This is a genomic window from Actinoplanes sp. OR16, from assembly GCF_004001265.1.
Classification (GTDB): domain Bacteria; phylum Actinomycetota; class Actinomycetes; order Mycobacteriales; family Micromonosporaceae; genus Actinoplanes.
In genome coordinates, this window is the sequence record NZ_AP019371.1 from 6,348,291 (window position 1) to 6,364,607 (window position 16,317).

At 72.3% G+C, this 16,317-nt stretch carries 13 protein-coding genes; 7 read left to right on the plus strand and 6 right to left on the minus strand.

Annotated elements, in window-relative coordinates:
* Positions 1-43 precede the first annotated feature (43 nt).
* Entirely contained in the window at positions 44-1,258 is a 1,215-nt protein-coding gene (locus tag EP757_RS29045; protein WP_232050721.1) for a serine hydrolase, read from the minus strand.
* Between the two features lie 81 nt (positions 1,259-1,339).
* Here EP757_RS29045 and EP757_RS29050 point away from each other — a divergent pair, with 81 nt between their 5' ends.
* Positions 1,340-2,608: an MFS transporter gene (locus EP757_RS29050; protein ID WP_127551340.1), complete on the plus strand. Its 1,269-nt coding sequence runs from the start codon at positions 1,340-1,342 to the stop codon at positions 2,606-2,608.
* On the opposite strand, the gene EP757_RS29055 is transcribed toward EP757_RS29050, so the two are convergent.
* Positions 2,576-2,812 carry a hypothetical protein gene (locus tag EP757_RS29055; RefSeq protein ID WP_127551342.1) on the minus strand — a complete coding sequence of 79 codons (237 nt, stop codon included), beginning with the start codon at positions 2,810-2,812 and terminating at the stop codon, positions 2,576-2,578. The two genes, EP757_RS29050 and EP757_RS29055, sit on opposite strands and share 33 nt — an antisense overlap.
* A gap of 52 nt (positions 2,813-2,864) precedes the next feature.
* Positions 2,865-4,166, minus strand: a complete 1,302-nt coding sequence (locus tag EP757_RS29060) for an aspartate aminotransferase family protein (protein ID WP_127551344.1) — start codon at positions 4,164-4,166, stop codon at positions 2,865-2,867.
* 82 nt (positions 4,167-4,248) lie between these two features.
* On the opposite strand from EP757_RS29060, the gene EP757_RS29065 reads away from it, so the two are divergent.
* On the plus strand, positions 4,249-5,133 hold the full coding sequence (locus EP757_RS29065) for a LysR family transcriptional regulator (protein WP_127551346.1): 885 nt from the start codon (positions 4,249-4,251) through the stop codon (positions 5,131-5,133).
* Positions 5,134-6,379: 1,246 nt separating this feature from the next.
* Here the strand turns inward: EP757_RS29065 and EP757_RS29070 are convergent.
* Positions 6,380-7,939: an MFS transporter gene (locus EP757_RS29070; RefSeq protein WP_127551348.1), complete on the minus strand. Its 1,560-nt coding sequence runs from the start codon at positions 7,937-7,939 to the stop codon at positions 6,380-6,382.
* Between the two features lie 173 nt (positions 7,940-8,112).
* Here EP757_RS29070 and EP757_RS29075 point away from each other — a divergent pair, with 173 nt between their 5' ends.
* From EP757_RS29075 to EP757_RS29090, 4 genes are all read left to right on the plus strand, one after another.
* Positions 8,113-8,484 (plus strand): YciI family protein, encoded by a 372-nt coding sequence (locus EP757_RS29075; RefSeq protein ID WP_127551350.1) that lies wholly within the window; start codon positions 8,113-8,115, stop codon positions 8,482-8,484.
* Between the two features lie 11 nt (positions 8,485-8,495).
* Entirely contained in the window at positions 8,496-9,683 is a 1,188-nt protein-coding gene (locus EP757_RS29080) for an RNA polymerase sigma factor (protein WP_197725405.1), read from the plus strand.
* A complete protein-coding gene (locus tag EP757_RS29085) occupies positions 9,670-10,068 on the plus strand; it encodes a ChaB family protein (RefSeq protein WP_127551354.1) in 399 nt (132 codons plus the stop codon). The genes EP757_RS29080 and EP757_RS29085 overlap by 14 nt, the downstream gene beginning before the upstream one ends.
* Positions 10,069-10,137: 69 nt before the next feature.
* Positions 10,138-11,865, plus strand: a complete 1,728-nt coding sequence (locus EP757_RS29090; protein WP_127551356.1) for a GAF domain-containing SpoIIE family protein phosphatase — start codon at positions 10,138-10,140, stop codon at positions 11,863-11,865.
* A gap of 44 nt (positions 11,866-11,909) precedes the next feature.
* On the opposite strand, the gene EP757_RS29095 is transcribed toward EP757_RS29090, so the two are convergent.
* Positions 11,910-12,905: a zinc-binding alcohol dehydrogenase family protein gene (locus tag EP757_RS29095; RefSeq protein ID WP_232050055.1), complete on the minus strand. Its 996-nt coding sequence runs from the start codon at positions 12,903-12,905 to the stop codon at positions 11,910-11,912.
* A gap of 172 nt (positions 12,906-13,077) precedes the next feature.
* On the opposite strand from EP757_RS29095, the gene EP757_RS29100 reads away from it, so the two are divergent.
* On the plus strand, positions 13,078-14,061 hold the full coding sequence (locus tag EP757_RS29100; protein WP_232050056.1) for a transporter: 984 nt from the start codon (positions 13,078-13,080) through the stop codon (positions 14,059-14,061).
* Here EP757_RS29100 and EP757_RS29105 read toward each other — a convergent pair.
* A complete protein-coding gene (locus EP757_RS29105; RefSeq protein WP_127551360.1) occupies positions 14,046-16,256 on the minus strand; it encodes a bifunctional diguanylate cyclase/phosphodiesterase in 2,211 nt (736 codons plus the stop codon). The two genes, EP757_RS29100 and EP757_RS29105, sit on opposite strands and share 16 nt — an antisense overlap.
* Positions 16,257-16,317 lie beyond the last annotated feature (61 nt).

The following is a 16,317-nucleotide window of genomic DNA, read 5'->3' on the forward strand; positions in this document are numbered from 1 at the left end:
TCACGGTGCCACCAGGATCGGCGTCCGAGGGGCGCAACGGCGTTTAAACCTGCGCGGCGAGCACGTTCGCCACCTCGGCGCGCAGCGGATCCGGGTCAGCCCAGCTCCAGTTCGGGTGCGCCCGGTTGGTCAGCAGGGCGAGCACCAGCTGGTGGCCGGGATGGACCAGCAGGGACGTGCCGGTGAAACCGGTGTGCCCGAACGTCGCGGGCGACGACAGCTTCCCCATGAACCAGGGCTGGCGCAGCGTCACGCCGAGGCCGTGGTCGGAGGGACGTTCCGGGCGGTCCGGGTCGATCGCCGGCAGGCCCTTGTTCTGGTTCCGCAGCATCTCGGCCACGGTCGCGGCGGCGAGCAGCCGTTTCCCGTTGTGGACGCCGCCGTTCAGCAGCAGCTGGCCGATGACGGCCACCTCGTGGGCGGTGCCGAAGATCCCGGCGCTGCCGATCACGCCGCCGAGCTTCGCCGCCACGTCGTCGTGGACGACGCCGCGCAGCAGTCCCCGGGAGCTGCGGGCGTCGGTGGCGGCGAGACGCTTGGCCTGGTCGGCCTTGGACAGCCACTTCAGTGGGGTGAAACCCGTGGTGGCGAGGCCGAGCGGGCCGGTGATGCCGGCCTTCAGCGCGGCGTCGAGGGTCTTGCCGGTGGCTTTCTCGACCAGCTCGGCGGCGACCATGAGTCCGGTGCTGGAGTAGCGGAACGCCTTACCCGGCACGGCGCCGGCGACCATCGGGGTTCCGAGGACGTTCTTCGGGTTCGCCCCGACCGGCAGGCCGCTCGTGTGAGTGAGCAGCATGCGTACCGTGATCCCGCTCTTGCCCTTACCGGTGAAACCCGGAAGGTAGCGGACGACCGGCGCGTCCAGATCGATCCTCCCCTTCTCGACCTGCTGGAGGAGGAGGATCGCCGTGTAGACCTTCGTCAGCGACGCCAGGTCGAAGATCGAGTCGGTGCGCATGCCGACGCGCTGGGCCGCGGGCAGTTCCTTGGGTCCTGCCGTATAGCGGAGCGCGTGGCCGACGGCGACCTTCGCGGCGACCTTGCCGTCCTGCAGGACCACCGCGACGGCGCCCGCGTAGGTGGGATGTCTCGGATTGGCCTTGGTCGGCCTCAGGTACTCGGTGAGGACGGCCGTGAGCGGCGCCGGGTCGAACGGGGATTCGTCGGCGACCAGCGTTCGGGACCGCGCTGACGTCGGCGTGCCGCAGCCGGCCAGCACAGAAGCGGTGGCCAACCCGAGGACGCCACGGCGAGTCATCGACACGGTGACCGATAGTGCCATACGGCCGCCGGATAAAGGGCAGGCGAATCGTCGTACCGTTGATGCAGAATCCCCCTCATGTTGCGCGAAACCCTCCCGGAACGCACCGAGGCCCGCTGGCTCCTGCTGGGTGTGCTGGTCTCCTCGGTGGGGCGAGGGCTGACGCTGCCGTTCCTGTTCATCTACCTGACCGAGGTGCGCGGGTTCAGCGACGCGGCGGCCGGCTTCGCGATCGGCTGGTTCGGCGCGGTGCTGCTGATCTGCTCGCCGCTCGGCGGCACCCTGATGGACCGATTCGGCACACGCCGCGTCATGCTTCCGGGCTACCTTCTGCAGACCCTCGGAAGCGTGACCCTGGCTCTCGCCCATCACCCGGCCGCGGTGATCGCGGCGCTCGGGGTGATGGCCGCCGGTGGCGCGCCGACCTGGCCCGGCGGCGCCACCCTGCTCGCGTCGCTGACCGGTGAGCATGAGCGGCAGCGCGCGTTCGGCCTGCAGTTCGCCCTGCTCAACCTCGGGATCGGGGTCGGCGGCCTGATCGCCGGGGCGGTCGTGGACACCAGCCGCCCGGCCAGTTTCCAGGCGGTCTACCTCGCCGACGCGCTGACGTTCCTGGTGCCGGCCGTGATCCTGCTGCTCCTGCGCGGTGTCGGGCACGCGCCGCCGCCGCGCGCCGCGTCCCTGCAGCGCGGCGGGTACCTGACAGTGCTCCGCAACCGGCCGTTCCGCCGCCTGCTGATCTTCGCGCTCTTCCTGAGCACCTGCGGCTACGCGCAGATCGAGGTCGGCTTCGCCGCCTTCTCGGTACGGGTCGCCGAGGTGTCCCCGAGAGTGGTGGCCTGGGCGCTCGCCGCCAACACGGTGACGATCGTGGCGGCCCAGCTCTTCGTCGTGAAACGCATCGAGGGCCGCAGCCGGACCACGGCGCTGGCGCTGGTCGGCGTGGTGTTCGCGACCTCCTGGGTGATCCTCGGGGCGGGCGGTCTCGCCGGCGGCGGCTCGCTCGTCGCCGCGCTCTGCGTGATCCTCTGCGCGAGTGTCTTCGCCTGCGGGGAGACGCTCCTGCAGCCGGTCATGCCGGCCGTCACGAACGTGCTGGCCAGCGACGAGCTGCGGGCGCGGTACAACGCGGCGACCACGATGCTGATGGGCATCAGCTCGGTGATCGGGCCGGTCACCGCGGGCCCGCTGATCGGCGCGGGCCAGGGCACGGCCTGGGTCATCGCGATGGTCGCCGGCTGCCTGATCGCCTCGGCCCTGGCGTTGTCGCTGAAGGGTCTGCTCACGCCGGCCGAGGACGGGCGACCGGTGACCTCAGGCGCTGTTGGTGCTCATCCAGCCGTATAGCACCGCGGCGCCGATCAGGATCAGCAGCAGCGCGAAGCGGAAGAGGGCGAAGAACGCGCCGTTCGCCTTCTTCCGCGCGCCTTTGATGTCGGCGCCCTTGGCCTTCTTGTAACCGGCCCGCGCACCCTTGTTGCCGTCGATCAGGCGAGCCAGCCGCATCCCGATGAGGAGTGCGACGAACGCGCCGAGGATGAATCCGCCCATTCACGCCTCCCGCAGCCTGCGAGAACCAGCGTTGCGTCCGGGTCGGAACCTGTCAATGGGCGGACTCGCCTATCGCCTGATCCAGGATCTCCAGGCCGAGGGCCAGCTCGTCGATCGTGGACGTCAGCGCCGGCGCGATCCGGAACACGCCGCCCATCCCCGGCAGCTGCACCACGTTCATGTGCAGCCCCAGCTCCAGGCAGCGCCGGGTCACCGCGGCCCCGAGCTCGTCGGCCGGCTGCCTGGTCTCCCGGTCGAGCACCAGTTCCAGCCCGACCAGCAGGCCACGGCCGCGCACGTCACCGACCACCGCGTGCCGGCCGGCGATTTCGATCAAGCCCTTTCGCAGGTACGCCCCCAGCTCGGCGGCCTGCGCGTCCAGCCGATCAGCGGCCAGCACGTCGAGGACGGTGTTGCCGACCGCCGCCACCAGTGGGTCCGAGACATGGGTCGTGAAGAACAGGTAACCCCGCTCGTGCGCGATCTGCTCGATCTCACGACCGGTCACCACGGCGGCGAGCGGCAGGCCGGCGCCGAGGGTCTTCGACAGCGTGAGGATGTCCGGGACGACGCCGTCACGCTGGAACGCGTACCAGTCGCCGGTCCGGCACAACCCGGTCTGCGCCTCGTCGAGGATCAGCAGGCCACCGCGCGCGTGCACCCGGTCGCGCAGCTCCGCGATGTATCCGGGCGGCAGGTCGATCACCCCGCCGGAGCTGAGGATCGGCTCGACGATCGCCGCCGCGAGGCTGCCCACCGACTGCGCGTCGAACAGCTCGAACGAGAAGTCCAGCTGCCTCCGCCAGTCGAGCTCGCCGTCCGCGGTGGTGAAGTCCGGCCGGTACGCGTTCGGCGTCGGGATCGCGAAGTTCCCGGGCGCCGCCGGCCCGTACCCCTTGCGTCCCGAACTGTAGGTGGCGCCCGCCGCAGCCTGGGTCATCCCGTGCCACGACCGGCCGAACGAGATGACCTCGTGGTTGCCGGTGACCAGCTTCGCCATCCGGATCGCCGCCTCGTTCGACTCGGCGCCGGTGGTGAGCAGCAGAACCTTCTCCAGAGGCTCGGGCAGCGACTCGGCGAGCCGCCGGGCCAGGTCGACGACCGGGCGGCTGAGCATGCCGCTGAACAGGTGATCGAGGGTGGCCGCCTGCCGCTGGATCGTGGCGACGACGGCCGGGTGCGAGTGGCCGAGGATCGCGCTCATCTGCCCCGACGTGAAGTCGAGCAGCCTCCTGCCGCCCGCGGTCCAGACGAAACTGCCCTCCGCCCGCTCGATGATCTCGGGCACGAACCGTCCCGCCCCGATGTAGCGGACCAGATGGCGCTCGGCGTCCGGCCAGAATTCGTCTGCCATGACAGCGACGCTATTTTTCTGCGGTGAGGGCGTCCATCTCACATTTCTGCCGTCGCTGTTAAGCATCGCTGTACAGTTCGGCATGACCCTGAACCCGTGGCGGCTGCGGCTGCTCGCGGAACTGGCGACGTACGGGACGGTCCGCGCCGTGGCCCAGCGCGGCAACCTGAGCCCGTCGGCGGTGTCCCAGCAGCTGGCGGCGCTGGAACGGGAGACGCACACGGCGCTGCTCGAGCGAACCGGCCGGCGGGTCCGGCTCACCGCCGCGGGCGTGCTGCTGGCCGGCCGGGCCCGGGAGATCCTCGCGGCGATGGACGCGGTCGAGGCCGAGTTGCGGGGCCTCGCCGACGAGCCGGCCGGAACCGTCACGGTCGCCGCCTTCCAGAGCGCCGTCCACGCCCTGGCCGAACCCGCGGTGGCCCGTCTCGCAGTCCGCCACCCGGACGTCACGGTGGTGCTGCTGGAGCTGGAACCGCACGAGAGCATGCCGGCCCTGCGCCGCGGCGACGTCGACCTCATCATCACCACAGCCGACTTCGCCGGCACCGAACTCGACCCGTCGATCGACCTGGTCCCCCTGACCTCCGACGCGATAGTCCTGGTCCTCCCACCGTCCCACCCGCTGACGGCAGCCGAGTCGATAGCCCTGGAAGCCTGCGCCGACCAGCGCTGGACCTTCGACGTCGCCGGCTCCTACATGTCCTCGCTGGCCACCCGCCTGTGCCGCGAAGCAGGCTTCGAGCCGACGGTGATCTGCCGCTTCAACAACTACATGCTGGCCCTGCAGCACGCCGAGAACGGCCGCTCGATCACGATGCTCCCCAGCCTTGCCGTGGACCCCCGCTACAACGTGGTGACCAGGCCGTTGTCCCCACCGCTGTCCCGGCGCATCACCGCCGCGGTGCGCCGCCCGTCGACACCACGGCCCGAGGTGACAGCAGTCCTGACCGCCCTCCGAACCCCTTGACCACCCGCCGTCCGCCGCCCACCGGCCACCCGCCGCCCACCGGCCACCCGCCACCCGCCGCCCACCGGCCACCCGCCACCCGCCGCCCACCGGCCACCCGCCACCCGCCGCCCACCGGCCACCCGCCACCCACCGGCCACCCGCCACCCACCGGCCACCCGCCACCCACTGGCCGCCCGCCGTCCGTCGCCCGTTGTCCGTCGCCCGCCGGCCGCCCGCCAGCCGCCAACAGCCGCCAGCCGTCCGCCGTCCGCCGCCAGCTGTCCGCCAACAGCCGTCCGCCGTCCGCCGGCCGGCCCGCGCGAGTCGCCCGTCCGCCGGCTGGCCCGCGCGAGTCGCCCGTCCGCCGGCTGGCCCGCGCGAGTCGCCCGTCCGCCGGCTGGCCCGCGCGAGTCGCCCGTCCGCCGGTCTGCTCCAGCCGCCAGTCGATTGGCGCACGCAACGCTCGCTGGCCGCCCCGATGAGTCGTCAGATCTTGAGCGATTCCTGCGGCTGGCCCGCGCGAGTCGCCCGTCCGCCGGCTGGCCCGCGCGAGTCGCCCGTCCGCCGGCTGGCCCGCGCGAGTCGCCCGTCCGCCGGCCGGCCCGCGCGAGTCGCCCGTCCGCCGGTATCCGGTGATGTCAGAAGTCACCCAAGATCTGCGGGGTGGCGCTGCGGGGTGGCGCTGCTGGTGGTCGTGGCGCGGCGGGTGGTCGTGTCGCCGTTGTCTCGGGGTTCTTGGGTGATGTTGTACCGCCCGTTGTCAGAGGTCGCTCAAGATCTGGGGTGGTTCGGCGGAATGGTGGTGCCGGTGGTCGCGTCGCCGTTGTCTCCGGATTCTTGAGCGATGTTGTACCGCCCGCTGTCGGAGGTCGCTCAAGATCTGGGGTGGTTCGGCGGAATGGTGGTGCGGGTGGTCGCGTCGCCGTTGTCTCCGGATTCTTGAGCGATGTTGCATCTCCCGCTGTCGAAATTCGCTCAAGATTCGGCGACGGGGCGACGGGGCGACGGGGCGACGGGGCGACGGGGCGACGGGGCGACGGGGCGACGGGGCGACGGGGCGACGGGGCGACGGGGCGACGGGGCGACGGGGCGACGGGGCGACGGGGCGACGGGGCGACGGGGCGACGGGGCGACGGGGCGACGGGGCGACGGGGCGACGGGGCGACGGGGCGACGGGGCGACGGGGCGACGGGACGACGGGACGACGGGACGACGGGACGACGGGACGACGGGACAAGAACAGCGCACGAACGAGCAACAACCGTCAACGAGCCGAGAGCAAATGGCTCACAGACGGCGGCCCCGACGCCAACGACCGGGCCAACTCCTCCGCCTCCTGATCCGAACCGGTCAGCCTGCCCGAGTGCTGTCGCAGGTGCTCATCCCAGCTCGGCACCACGTAAGCCTCCACGTACGACCCCGGATCGGACCCGTCACGGAACAGGCCCCATCGGACGGCCCCGGTTCGCAGGCGGCTCAGGCGCACTCTCTCCATCGCCGCGACGAAGGCCGGCGAACGGGCGGCGTCCACCGGATAGCGAGCGATCACCAGCACGGGACCGGACGACGGGTCGAGGGTCAGGTGGGGTTCGGGCCAGTAGACGGCCGGCTCGCGGTTCATCCCGCTGGTGTCCAGCAGCGGCCACCAGCGCAGCGTGAGGGTGCCGGCGAGCATCAGGGCGGCCGCGATCAGGTGGGTGGGGCCGAGGCCGAGCAGGTCGGACAGCACACCCCAGGCGAGGGCGCCGGCGGCCTGCGAACCGGCGAAGACGATCTGGTAGACGGCCAGGCCCCGGGCACGGACCCAGTTGGGCAGGAACAGCTGCATGGCGGCGTTGACGCTGGACAGCACCATCACCCAGGCGATGCCGGCGGGCAACAGCACGGCGACCACCAGGAGCGTCGACGGCACGGCCACCAGCAGCGCCAGAACCAGGGCGAACACCACACCGGCGATCAGGAGCAGCCGGTTCAGCGTCCAGCGGTCCCGCATCCGGGGCAGCAGGAGCGCCCCGAGGACCGCGCCGATGCCGACGGCCGCGAGCAGCACGCCGTACCCTCCGGATCCGAGGCCGAGCCGCCGCGAGGCGACCAGCGGGAGGAGGGCCCAGAGGGCGCTCCCGGGCACGAGGAAGAGCCCGGCCCGCAGCAGGATGCGGCGCACCACCGGCGAGTGGCGCACGTAGCGGCTGCCGGATCGGACGGCGGCGCCGAACGGCTCCGGGTCGCCGGTCAGCGACGAGGCCGGTCGCCAGCGCCACAGGACCAGGGCGAACACGGCGAAGGACAGCGTGTTGAGGCCGAAGACGACGCCGGTGCCGGTCTGGGCGATCAGCAGTCCGGCGACGGCCGGTCCGACGGCGCGGGCCAGGTTCATGCTGATCGCGCCGAGCGCCGAGGCGGACGGCAGCTGGGACCGCGGCACCAGTTCGGGGATGACGGACTGCCAGGTCGGCCCGGTCACCGCCTGGCCCGCGCCGAGCACGAACGTCAGGGTCAGCAGCAGCGCCGGTTGCATGCGATCAGTAACGGTCAGGACGGTGAGCAGCACGCCTACGCCGGTGAGGAAGACCTGCACGGCGAGCAGCAGTCTCCGCCGGTCGAAGGTGTCGGCGAGCGCCCCGGCCGGCAGCGCCAGCAGCACGATCGGCAGTGTGCTGGCGGTCTGCACGACGGCGACGAGGGTGTCAGTACCGGACTCCTCGACGAGCAGCCACTGCGCTCCGACGGTCTGCATCCAGGTGCCGATGTTGCTCGCCAGCAGCGCGAGCCACAGGCTCCGGAACGCGGCGATGCGGAGTGGGGCCCATGCGGAATCGGTCACTCCCCATGGCTACCACTCCCGGCGCGGCCTGATCGGCTCGCTTCCTGCCTTTTATCTTGTACGTCGGCAGTCCCACTCCGGACGCGGCGCCGTCGAAGGTCCGGGGCGGATGTCAAGACGGGTCGAGCGGCTCCGACCATCGGGCGTACGACATCGCAGAAGAGGAGTGAGTCATGCGTTTCCTGATCTCGTTGCACATCAACCCGGCGGTGCTGGAGTCGCTCACCGAGGAGGAGCAGGCCGCCATCGGCGCCGGTCACCAGGCCCTGATCGACGAGGTGAAGCAGTCCGGTGAGCTGATCACCACGATGGCGCTGACCGACCCGTCGCAGGCCGCGGTGGTGACGGTCAGCGACGGCCGGACCGTGGCGACCGACGGCCCGTACGTGGAGGCGAAGGAGTTCCTCGGCGGCTTCTACCTGTTCGACGTGGAGAGCCGGGAGCGCGCGATCGAGCTGGCCGCGAAGATCCCGGACGCGGCGATCCCGGGCCTCGGCGTCGAGGTGCGCCAGGTGATGTTCGCCGACGGACCGCTGGACGCGTGACACCGGAGCCGATGGAGGACCTGTGGCGTGAGCTCGCGCCGCAGGTCCTCGGCGCGCTGGTCCGGCGGTACGGGCAGTTCGACGGCGCCGAGGACGCGGTGCAGGAGGCGGTGCTCGCGGCGGCGGTGCAGTGGCCGTCCGCGGGGGTGCCGGCCAACCCGCGCGGCTGGCTCATGACTGTCGCGTCCCGCCGCCTCATCGACCAGATGCGCAGCGACCACGCCCGCCGCGAGCGGGAGGAGGCGGCGGTCCCGCCGGAGAACACCGAGGTCCGGGACACCGACGACACCCTGGAGCTGCTCTTCCTCTGCTGCCATCCGGCGCTGACCCCGGCCTCGCAGATGGCGCTGACGCTGCGAGCGGTCGGCGGCCTGACCACCGCCGAGATCGCCCGCGCCTTCCTGGTGCCGGAGGCGACGATGGCGGCCCGGATCAGCCGGGCCAAGCAGAGGATCAGAGGGACCGGGTTCACCCTGGACACCAGCCGGCTGCCGGTGGTGCTGCACGTGCTCTACCTGATCTTCAACGAGGGTTACACGGCGGTGGACCGGGTCGACCTGGCCCACGAGGCGATCCGGCTGGCCCGGCTGGTCACCGCGCAGCTGCCGAAGGACGGCGAGGTCACCGGCCTGCTGGCGCTGATGCTGCTCACCCACGCCCGCCGCCCGGCCCGGGTGACCGAGTCCGGCGACCTCGTTCCGCTGGACGACCAGGACCGGTCGCGCTGGGATCGTACGATGATCGCCGAAGGCATGGAGCTCGCCCGGGCATCCGCCGGCGCCGACACGCTCGGCCCGTACCAATTGCAGGCCGCGATAGCGGCCACCCACGCCAGTGACGGGCCGCGCGACTGGCGGCAGGTGTACGCGCTCTACCTGATCCTGGAACGGGTGGCGCCCAACCCGATGGTCCGGCTCAACCGTGCCGTGGCGCTCGCCGAGATCGACGGACCGGCCGCCGGCCTGGAGTTGCTCGCCACCCTCGACGACGACCCGCGGATGACCGGTCACCACCGTCTCGTGTCGGTGCGGGCGCACCTGCTGGAGAAGGCCGGTGACACGGCCGGCGCGCTGCGCTGGTACCGGGAGGCGGCGAAGGGCACGGCCAACGCTGCCGAGCGACGGTACCTGGAGTCCCGTTTCAGCCGTCTCGCGAAGGGAACAACGGGAGACGAAGGAGGTCATCATGCCGGCACGTGAGGATATGCCCAGCACCATCGCGCGGTCGCCGAAGAAGGCCCAGGACACGTACGTGAAGGCCCACGATTCAGCGGTCGAGCAGTACGGCGAGGGCGAGCGCGCGCACCGCACCGCGTTCTCCGCGGTCAAGCACTCGTTCGAGAAGGTCGGCGACCGCTGGGAGCCGAAGGCGAAGAAGGGCCCGAGCGACGCGAAGGCCGCCGGTGGCCGCGACACGAAGGCGGAGACCGCGGGCGGCGTCGACGCGAACGCCAGCAAGGCCCACCTGATGGACCTCGCCAAGCGGCTCGACATCAGTGGCCGTTCCCGGATGACCAAGCCCGAGCTGGTCGAAGCGATCCAGAAGGCGAACGACAGCAGCACACGGAAGGCTCGCCGGAAGTAGCCGGGGAGAGGTGAGCGCGCCGCCACCCGCACGGGTATGTTTCCCGGGCATCCACCACGAAGGGCGCGCATGATCGACGATGAGGGGCGTCTCGCCGCTCTGTCCTCCACCGGGCTGGGCGCTGCGCCCGACCCGATGTTCGACAGATTCGCCGCCATGGTGCGGACGGTGCTGGACGTGCCCGTCGCGCTGGTCTCGCTCGTCGACGACGAACGGCAGTTCTTCCCCGGCGCGTGCGGGCTCGGCGACCCGTGGGCGCGGGCACGGCAGACACCGCTCAGTCACTCGTTCTGCCGGCACGTCGTCGCCGCGGGCGAGCCTCTGATCGTGACGGACGCCCGTACCGATCCGCGGGTCGAAGGAAATCTCGCGATCGAGGACCTCGGCGTCGTCGGGTACGCGGGAATGCCGGTCCACGACGCCGACGGACGGGTGCTCGGCTCGCTGTGCGCCATCGACCACGAGCCGCGCGACTGGACCGAGCAGGAACTCTCGATCCTCGCCGACCTCGCCGCCGCCTGCTCGGACAGCCTCCAGCTGCGGATCGCCTCCCAGCACGCGGCGTACCGGGCCGAATCGGTCGCGGCCCGCAGCCGGCTGCTGCTGCGGGCGAGCGTGGCCCTCGGCGCCGCGGCCACCTCCGAGGACGTCATCAGCACGGTCCGGGACCTGGTCATCGGCAACCTCGACCCGGCGTACGTCGGCGTCTCCTGGCTGGAAGCCGACGGCCTGATCCAGCTGGCTTCCGGCCGGCTGCTGCCCCCGGTCCTCGCGCAGCGCTGGCAGTCGTACGGCAGAGAGGTCCGCACCCCGTCCGGCCTGGCCGCCCGCACCGGCCGGATGGTGGTCCTGCCTGACCTGACCGCCGTCGCCGCCGAGACACCGGACGCGCTGTCCACGTTCGAGCAGATGAACTGGCAGGCGGCGGTGAGCGTGCCGCTGCCCGGCGTGCACGGGCCGATCGGCGCCCTGACGTTCTGCTGGAAGCAGCGGTACACCCCGGGCGAAGGCGAGCACGCGGTCCTGACCGCCCTGGCCGGGTACGTCGCCCAGGCGCTGCTGCGAGCCACCGTCTACGACGAACGCCGGACCGCCGCCGAAACCATGCAGAAAGCCCTGCTCAGCCCCCTGCCGGAGCTGGATCACGTGCGGTTGGCCGCCCGCTACGCCCCGGCCAACCGCAGCGACCTGGTCGGCGGCGACTGGTACGACGCGGTCCGCATCGACGAGACCCGGATGGCCGTCATGATCGGGGACGTGGCCGGCCACGGGGTCAAGGCGGCCGCCACGATGGGCCACTACCGGAGCATGCTGCGGGCCCTGCTCGTCGACCGGTACGACTTCCCGTCGGTGCTGCTGGCCCGCTTCGAACGGGCCGCCGGGATGCTCGGGGTGGGCGGGGTCGCCACGGCGCTGGTGGCGTACCTGACCGCGGAGCCCGAAGGCGGGCACACGATGACCTGGGCGAGCGCCGGCCACCTGCCGCCCACGCTGGTGCTGCCGGACGGCACGATCAGCCAGCTGCCCCTCGGCGGCGTCCTGCTCGGCGGCCTCCGCAACGTCACCCGGCGCACCCACGGCCGCGCGTTGCCGGCCGGCAGCCGCCTGGTCCTGCACACCGACGGCCTGCTGGAGACCCGCACCCGGCCGATCGACGACGGCATCGCCCGCCTGCACAAGGTCCTGACCGACCATCCGGGCGCCGATCTGGACGCCCTGGCCGACGCCGCCATGGAGATCATCCCGGCCGCCGAGCGCGAGGACGACGCCTCCCTCCTGTTGATCGAGACCCGCTGACTCCCCGGCGGTGCGGGAGAGCGGCGGGGCGGGCGGACGTGTGGTCAGAAACCGCTCACCACGGTCTTGCCTATGGCGCTGCCGGACTCGACGATCTCGTGGGCCCGGCGCAGGTTCGCGGCGGTGAAGCCGGTCAGGTCGGTCGTCATGGTGGTGTGCAGGACGCCCTCGTCGACCAGGCCGGCGACCCGGGTGAGGATGTCGTGCTGGGCGGTGCTCGACGGGTCGTACAGGGCTCGGGTGAACATCAGCTCCCAGTGCCAGGCGATGCTCTTCGGTTTCAGCGGCAGCAGGTCGAGGTGCCGGGGCTCGTCGATCGCCACGACCGCACCGAACGGGCGCAGGATCCGGGCGAAGACCGGGATCATGCCGCCTGAGTGCGGGGTGAAGACGTAGTCGACACCGTCGGGAAGGGCGGCGGCCAGGTCGTCGTGGTGGTTGACGACGCGGTGGGCGCCCCGGTCGAGGACCCACTGCCGGGAGGCCGGGCGCGACGCCGTGCCGATCACCTCGAGGGCGGTGAGCTGCCGGGCCAGCTGGACCAGGATCGAGCCGACGCCGCCCGCGGCGCCGAGCACGAGCAGGGTTCCGGTGCTGTCCGCGGTCAGCCGCAGCCGGTCGAAGAGGGCTTCCCACGCCGTCAGGGCGGTCAGGGGCAGCGCCGCCGCCTCGGCGAATGTCAGCGAGGCCGGCTTCGGGCCCGCGATCCGCTCGTCGACCAGGTGGAGTTCGGCGTTCGTGCCGGTTCGGGCGATCGATCCGGCGTACCAGATCTCGTCGCCCGGGCGGAAAAGGGTGACCGCCTCACCCACCCGCTCCACGACGCCGGCCGCGTCCCACCCGAGGATCTCGGGCTTGCCGTGCGGATCGCTGCCGGCCCGCTGCTTCACGTCGACCGGGTTCACCGAGACGGCCGCCACCCGGACCAGCAGGTCGTGCGGTCCCGGCTCGGGAACGGGCAGGGTCAGGTCCAGCAGCGACTCGGGGTCGGAGATCGGCAGGTTCCGTCGGTAACCCACCGCGCGCATCATCTCGGTCATGACGGCAACTGTCGGCGTGTCACCGGACCGGCGGCAACAGCTACGGCGAGAACACCAGTCATTCGACGTATGCCGGGGCGACGGCGAGCTGGGCCCGGCCGTGGTCCGGGGGAGCGCGGATGCCAGTCGTCGTACTTATGCACGGCCCGCCCGGCCCGCCGAGCATCGAAGCGTGACCCGGATACCGCTCAACACCTTCGCCATCGCCTTCGGCCTGGCCGGCCTCGCCGAGGCGTGGACCGCCGCCGCCGGCGTGCTGGCGCTGCCGTCCTTCATGCCGCAGCTGTTCTGGGCGGCCGCCGCCGTCGCGTGGATCTGGCTGATCACCGCGCACCTGATCGCCGGCGCGCGCAGCGGTGAGCGCCTGCGCGACCAGCTGCGGCACCCGGCACAGGGCCCGCTCGGCGCGCTCGTCCCGGTGGTCGGCATGCTGCTCGGCGCGGAACTGCACCACTTCCTGCCGCGCGCCGGTGAAGTGCTGGTCCTCGCCTCGATCGCGGCAGCGGCGCTCTTCGCGGGCTGGCTGGTCGGCACCTGGCTGGAGGGCCGCCTCACCCTGGAGGCCGTGCACGGCGGCTATCTGCTGCCGACCGTCGCGGCCGGGCTGATCGGCGGCGACACGGCGTCGGTCGTGGGGCATCGGCAGGTGGGCTGGGCGTCGTTCGGCGTCGGCGTGTTCTTCTGGATCGTCATCGCCACGCTGATCCTGCTGCGCCTCGTCGTACGCCCGGCTCTCCCGGACCCGCTCGTCCCGACCATCGCGATCCTTCTCGCCCCGCCCGCCGTGGCCGGTCTGGCCTGGTTCGCGCTGGCCGGCCCCGGCTTCGGGCCGGTGCCCGCGGCACTGGCCGGCATCACCGTCGTGCTGACCCTGGTCGAGCTGGCTTACCTGCCCCGCTTCGCCCGGCTGCCGTTCTCCCTCGGGTTCTGGTCCTTCACGTTCCCGGCCGGCGCGGTCACCGCGTTCACGGCCGAGGCCACCGGCGACCGGCTCGTCACGGGGGTGCTGCTGGCCGCGCTCACCGTCGTCGTCACCGCGATCGCCGTCCGGTCCCTGCCGGTGATCGGCCGCCGCGCCGCCCGCCGCCGCGCCCTCACCGGGCTGACCGCCGCCGACGACGCGGACGCCCGGCCGGCCGTTCACGCCGCGATCTGATGAGCCAGTTCGCCGAGCATCGCGTCGATCTGCTCGGCCGGCAGCGGACGGGCGAAGTGGAAGCCCTGCGCCTGCCGGTAACCGAGTTCGTAGAGGCGTCGCGCCTGCTCGGCGGTCTCCACACCTTCGGCCACCGTACGCAGTCCCATCGTCTCGGCGATGCCGGTCAGCGCGATCGCGATCGCCTCCTGCTGCGGCGTGCCGTTGAGGCCGTCGACGAACGACTTGTCGACCTTGATGGCGTCGACCGGGCAGGTGCGCAGCAGGCCGAGCGAGGAGTGCCCGGTGCCGAAGTCGTCGAGCGCGATGCTGACGCCCAGCTCGGAGAGGGCGTGCACGGTGGCCAGCGCGCGCCCGCCACCGAACACCGCCGTCTCGGTGATCTCCACGGTGAGCTGCCGGGCCGGCACACCGTGGCGGTCCAGCGCGTTCGCCACCACGTCGACCAGACCGGGGTCGAGGAGCTGACGGGCGGAGACGTTCACCGCGACCGAGCGCAGGGCGTGCGGGCCGTGCGTGCGCCGCCACGCCGCCGCCTGCGCGCACACCCGGTCGATGATCCAGGCGCCGAGCTCGACGATGATGCCGGTGTCCTCGGCGACCGGGATGAAGTCGGCGGGGGAGACCAGCGTGCCGTCCGCGCGGGACCATCGGATCAGCGACTCCACGCCGGTGATCCGGCCGTCCGGGAGCTCGACGATCGGCTGGTAGAGCAGGTGGAACTCGCCGGCCGTCAGCGCGCGGCGCAGGTCGGCGGCGACCGTCGCGCGCCGGGTCAGCGCGGACTCCAGCGACGCGTCGTAGAGCACCAGGCCCCCGCCGGAGCCCGCCTCCCGCAGCGCGATCTCGGCATGCCGGAACAGGTCCTCGTCACCCTCGGCGACGCCGACGGACAGGTCGAGGACCACGTCGTGGCCGGCGGCGGTGAGCGTCTCCGGGGTGTGGGCGAGGTCGTGGCCGGTGCCGGCCAGGAGCACGCCGAACTCGTCGCCGCCGAGCCGGGCGACGACATCCGTCCGGTAGGCGTCCTTCAGCTGGCCGGCGAACGCCACGAGCAGCGCGTCGCCGGTCTCCGGGCCGAGCGCGTCGTTGATCGAGCGGAAGTCCTTGAGGTCGATGAGCACGACGGTGTGCGGGCCGGACGCCTCGGCCACCGCGGCGGTGAAGTACCGGCGGCTCCACAACCCGGTCAGCTCGTCGTGCATCGCGTAGTTCGCGACCGTCTCCAGCAGCGACGCGTTCTCCGACAGCGCCATCGCCTGCCGGGCCACGACGAGCAGCAGGAGCAGCGCGGTGCCGGCGACCTGAACCGTGCTCAGGTGCCCGGTCCGCAGGTAGACGGTGGCGACCAGCACGCTGGTCAGGCCGGTGGCGACGAGCGGGACGGCGGTGCCGCGGCGGTGCACGGCCGGGTTCAGCGCCGGCGCCGGCCGGCTGTGTGCCCGCAGCTGAGCGTGCGCGGCCAGGGCGCCGAACAGCCCGACGAACGGCAGCACCGCGGCGCTGCCGTTGAGGTGCGGCCACGGCGTGAGCAGCGTCATCAGCACGGTGGAGAGCGGACCGGCCAGCCCGATCGGGGCGAGCCACCAGAGCGACGCGCGGGGGACCGGGCTCTGCCGCGCCGCCATGATCTTGACGACGACCACGACGCCGGCCACCGCGATCGCCATCATCGCGATGTTGAGCCACCACGCCGACGTGCTCACGCCGAACCGGTCCATGAACCAGCCGACGTACTGCGACGCGGCGATCCCGGCGGTCACCGCCACCACGGCCACGTCGAGCACCGCCGTGGTGAGCTGGCGCCAGCTGCGCCCGCCGCCGGGCAGCCGCAGCAGCGCGGTGATGGCGAGGATCGTGCCGATCACGTAGAGGACGAGGGTTCGCGAGCCGAGCGGCGGCATCCCGTCGAACGGCATGGTGAGCACGTCGGCGGTCTGACTGATCGAGGCGGCCAGCACGAACCCCATCGCCACCCCGACGCGGCGCCAGAAGACCCGGAGCGGGCTGCCCTCGGCGGCCTGCCCGGCGGCGGCGGCGAACGCGGCGACGGCCATGGCGACGCCGATCACCGCGGGCGCCCAGACGAGCAGGTTCACGAAGCCGGCTCGCAGGCCGCCGACGACGAGCAGCACCTCGGCGGCGGCCGCCACGATCGCGACCGGGAGGTACCAGGCGCGCCAGCGCGTGATCACTGCCCCTCCTCCGTTCGCGCGAACCCGTCGCCGTGGACATCGGCGTACTCCCCGCCGATGT

Bases quoted from the DNA above. Each gene is read 5' to 3' on its own strand.
- EP757_RS29045 (WP_232050721.1), bottom strand. From the start codon at position 1,258: ATGACTCGCCGTGGCGTCCTCGGGTTGGCCACCGCTTCTGTGCTGGCC.
- EP757_RS29050 (WP_127551340.1), top strand. From the start codon at position 1,340: ATGTTGCGCGAAACCCTCCCGGAACGCACCGAGGCCCGCTGGCTCCTG.
- EP757_RS29055 (WP_127551342.1), bottom strand. From the start codon at position 2,812: ATGGGCGGATTCATCCTCGGCGCGTTCGTCGCACTCCTCATCGGGATG.
- EP757_RS29060 (WP_127551344.1), bottom strand. From the start codon at position 4,166: ATGGCAGACGAATTCTGGCCGGACGCCGAGCGCCATCTGGTCCGCTAC.
- EP757_RS29065 (WP_127551346.1), top strand. From the start codon at position 4,249: ATGACCCTGAACCCGTGGCGGCTGCGGCTGCTCGCGGAACTGGCGACG.
- EP757_RS29075 (WP_127551350.1), top strand. From the start codon at position 8,113: ATGCGTTTCCTGATCTCGTTGCACATCAACCCGGCGGTGCTGGAGTCG.
- EP757_RS29080 (WP_197725405.1), top strand. From the start codon at position 8,496: ATGGAGGACCTGTGGCGTGAGCTCGCGCCGCAGGTCCTCGGCGCGCTG.
- EP757_RS29085 (WP_127551354.1), top strand. From the start codon at position 9,670: ATGCCGGCACGTGAGGATATGCCCAGCACCATCGCGCGGTCGCCGAAG.
- EP757_RS29090 (WP_127551356.1), top strand. From the start codon at position 10,138: ATGATCGACGATGAGGGGCGTCTCGCCGCTCTGTCCTCCACCGGGCTG.
- EP757_RS29095 (WP_232050055.1), bottom strand. From the start codon at position 12,905: ATGACCGAGATGATGCGCGCGGTGGGTTACCGACGGAACCTGCCGATC.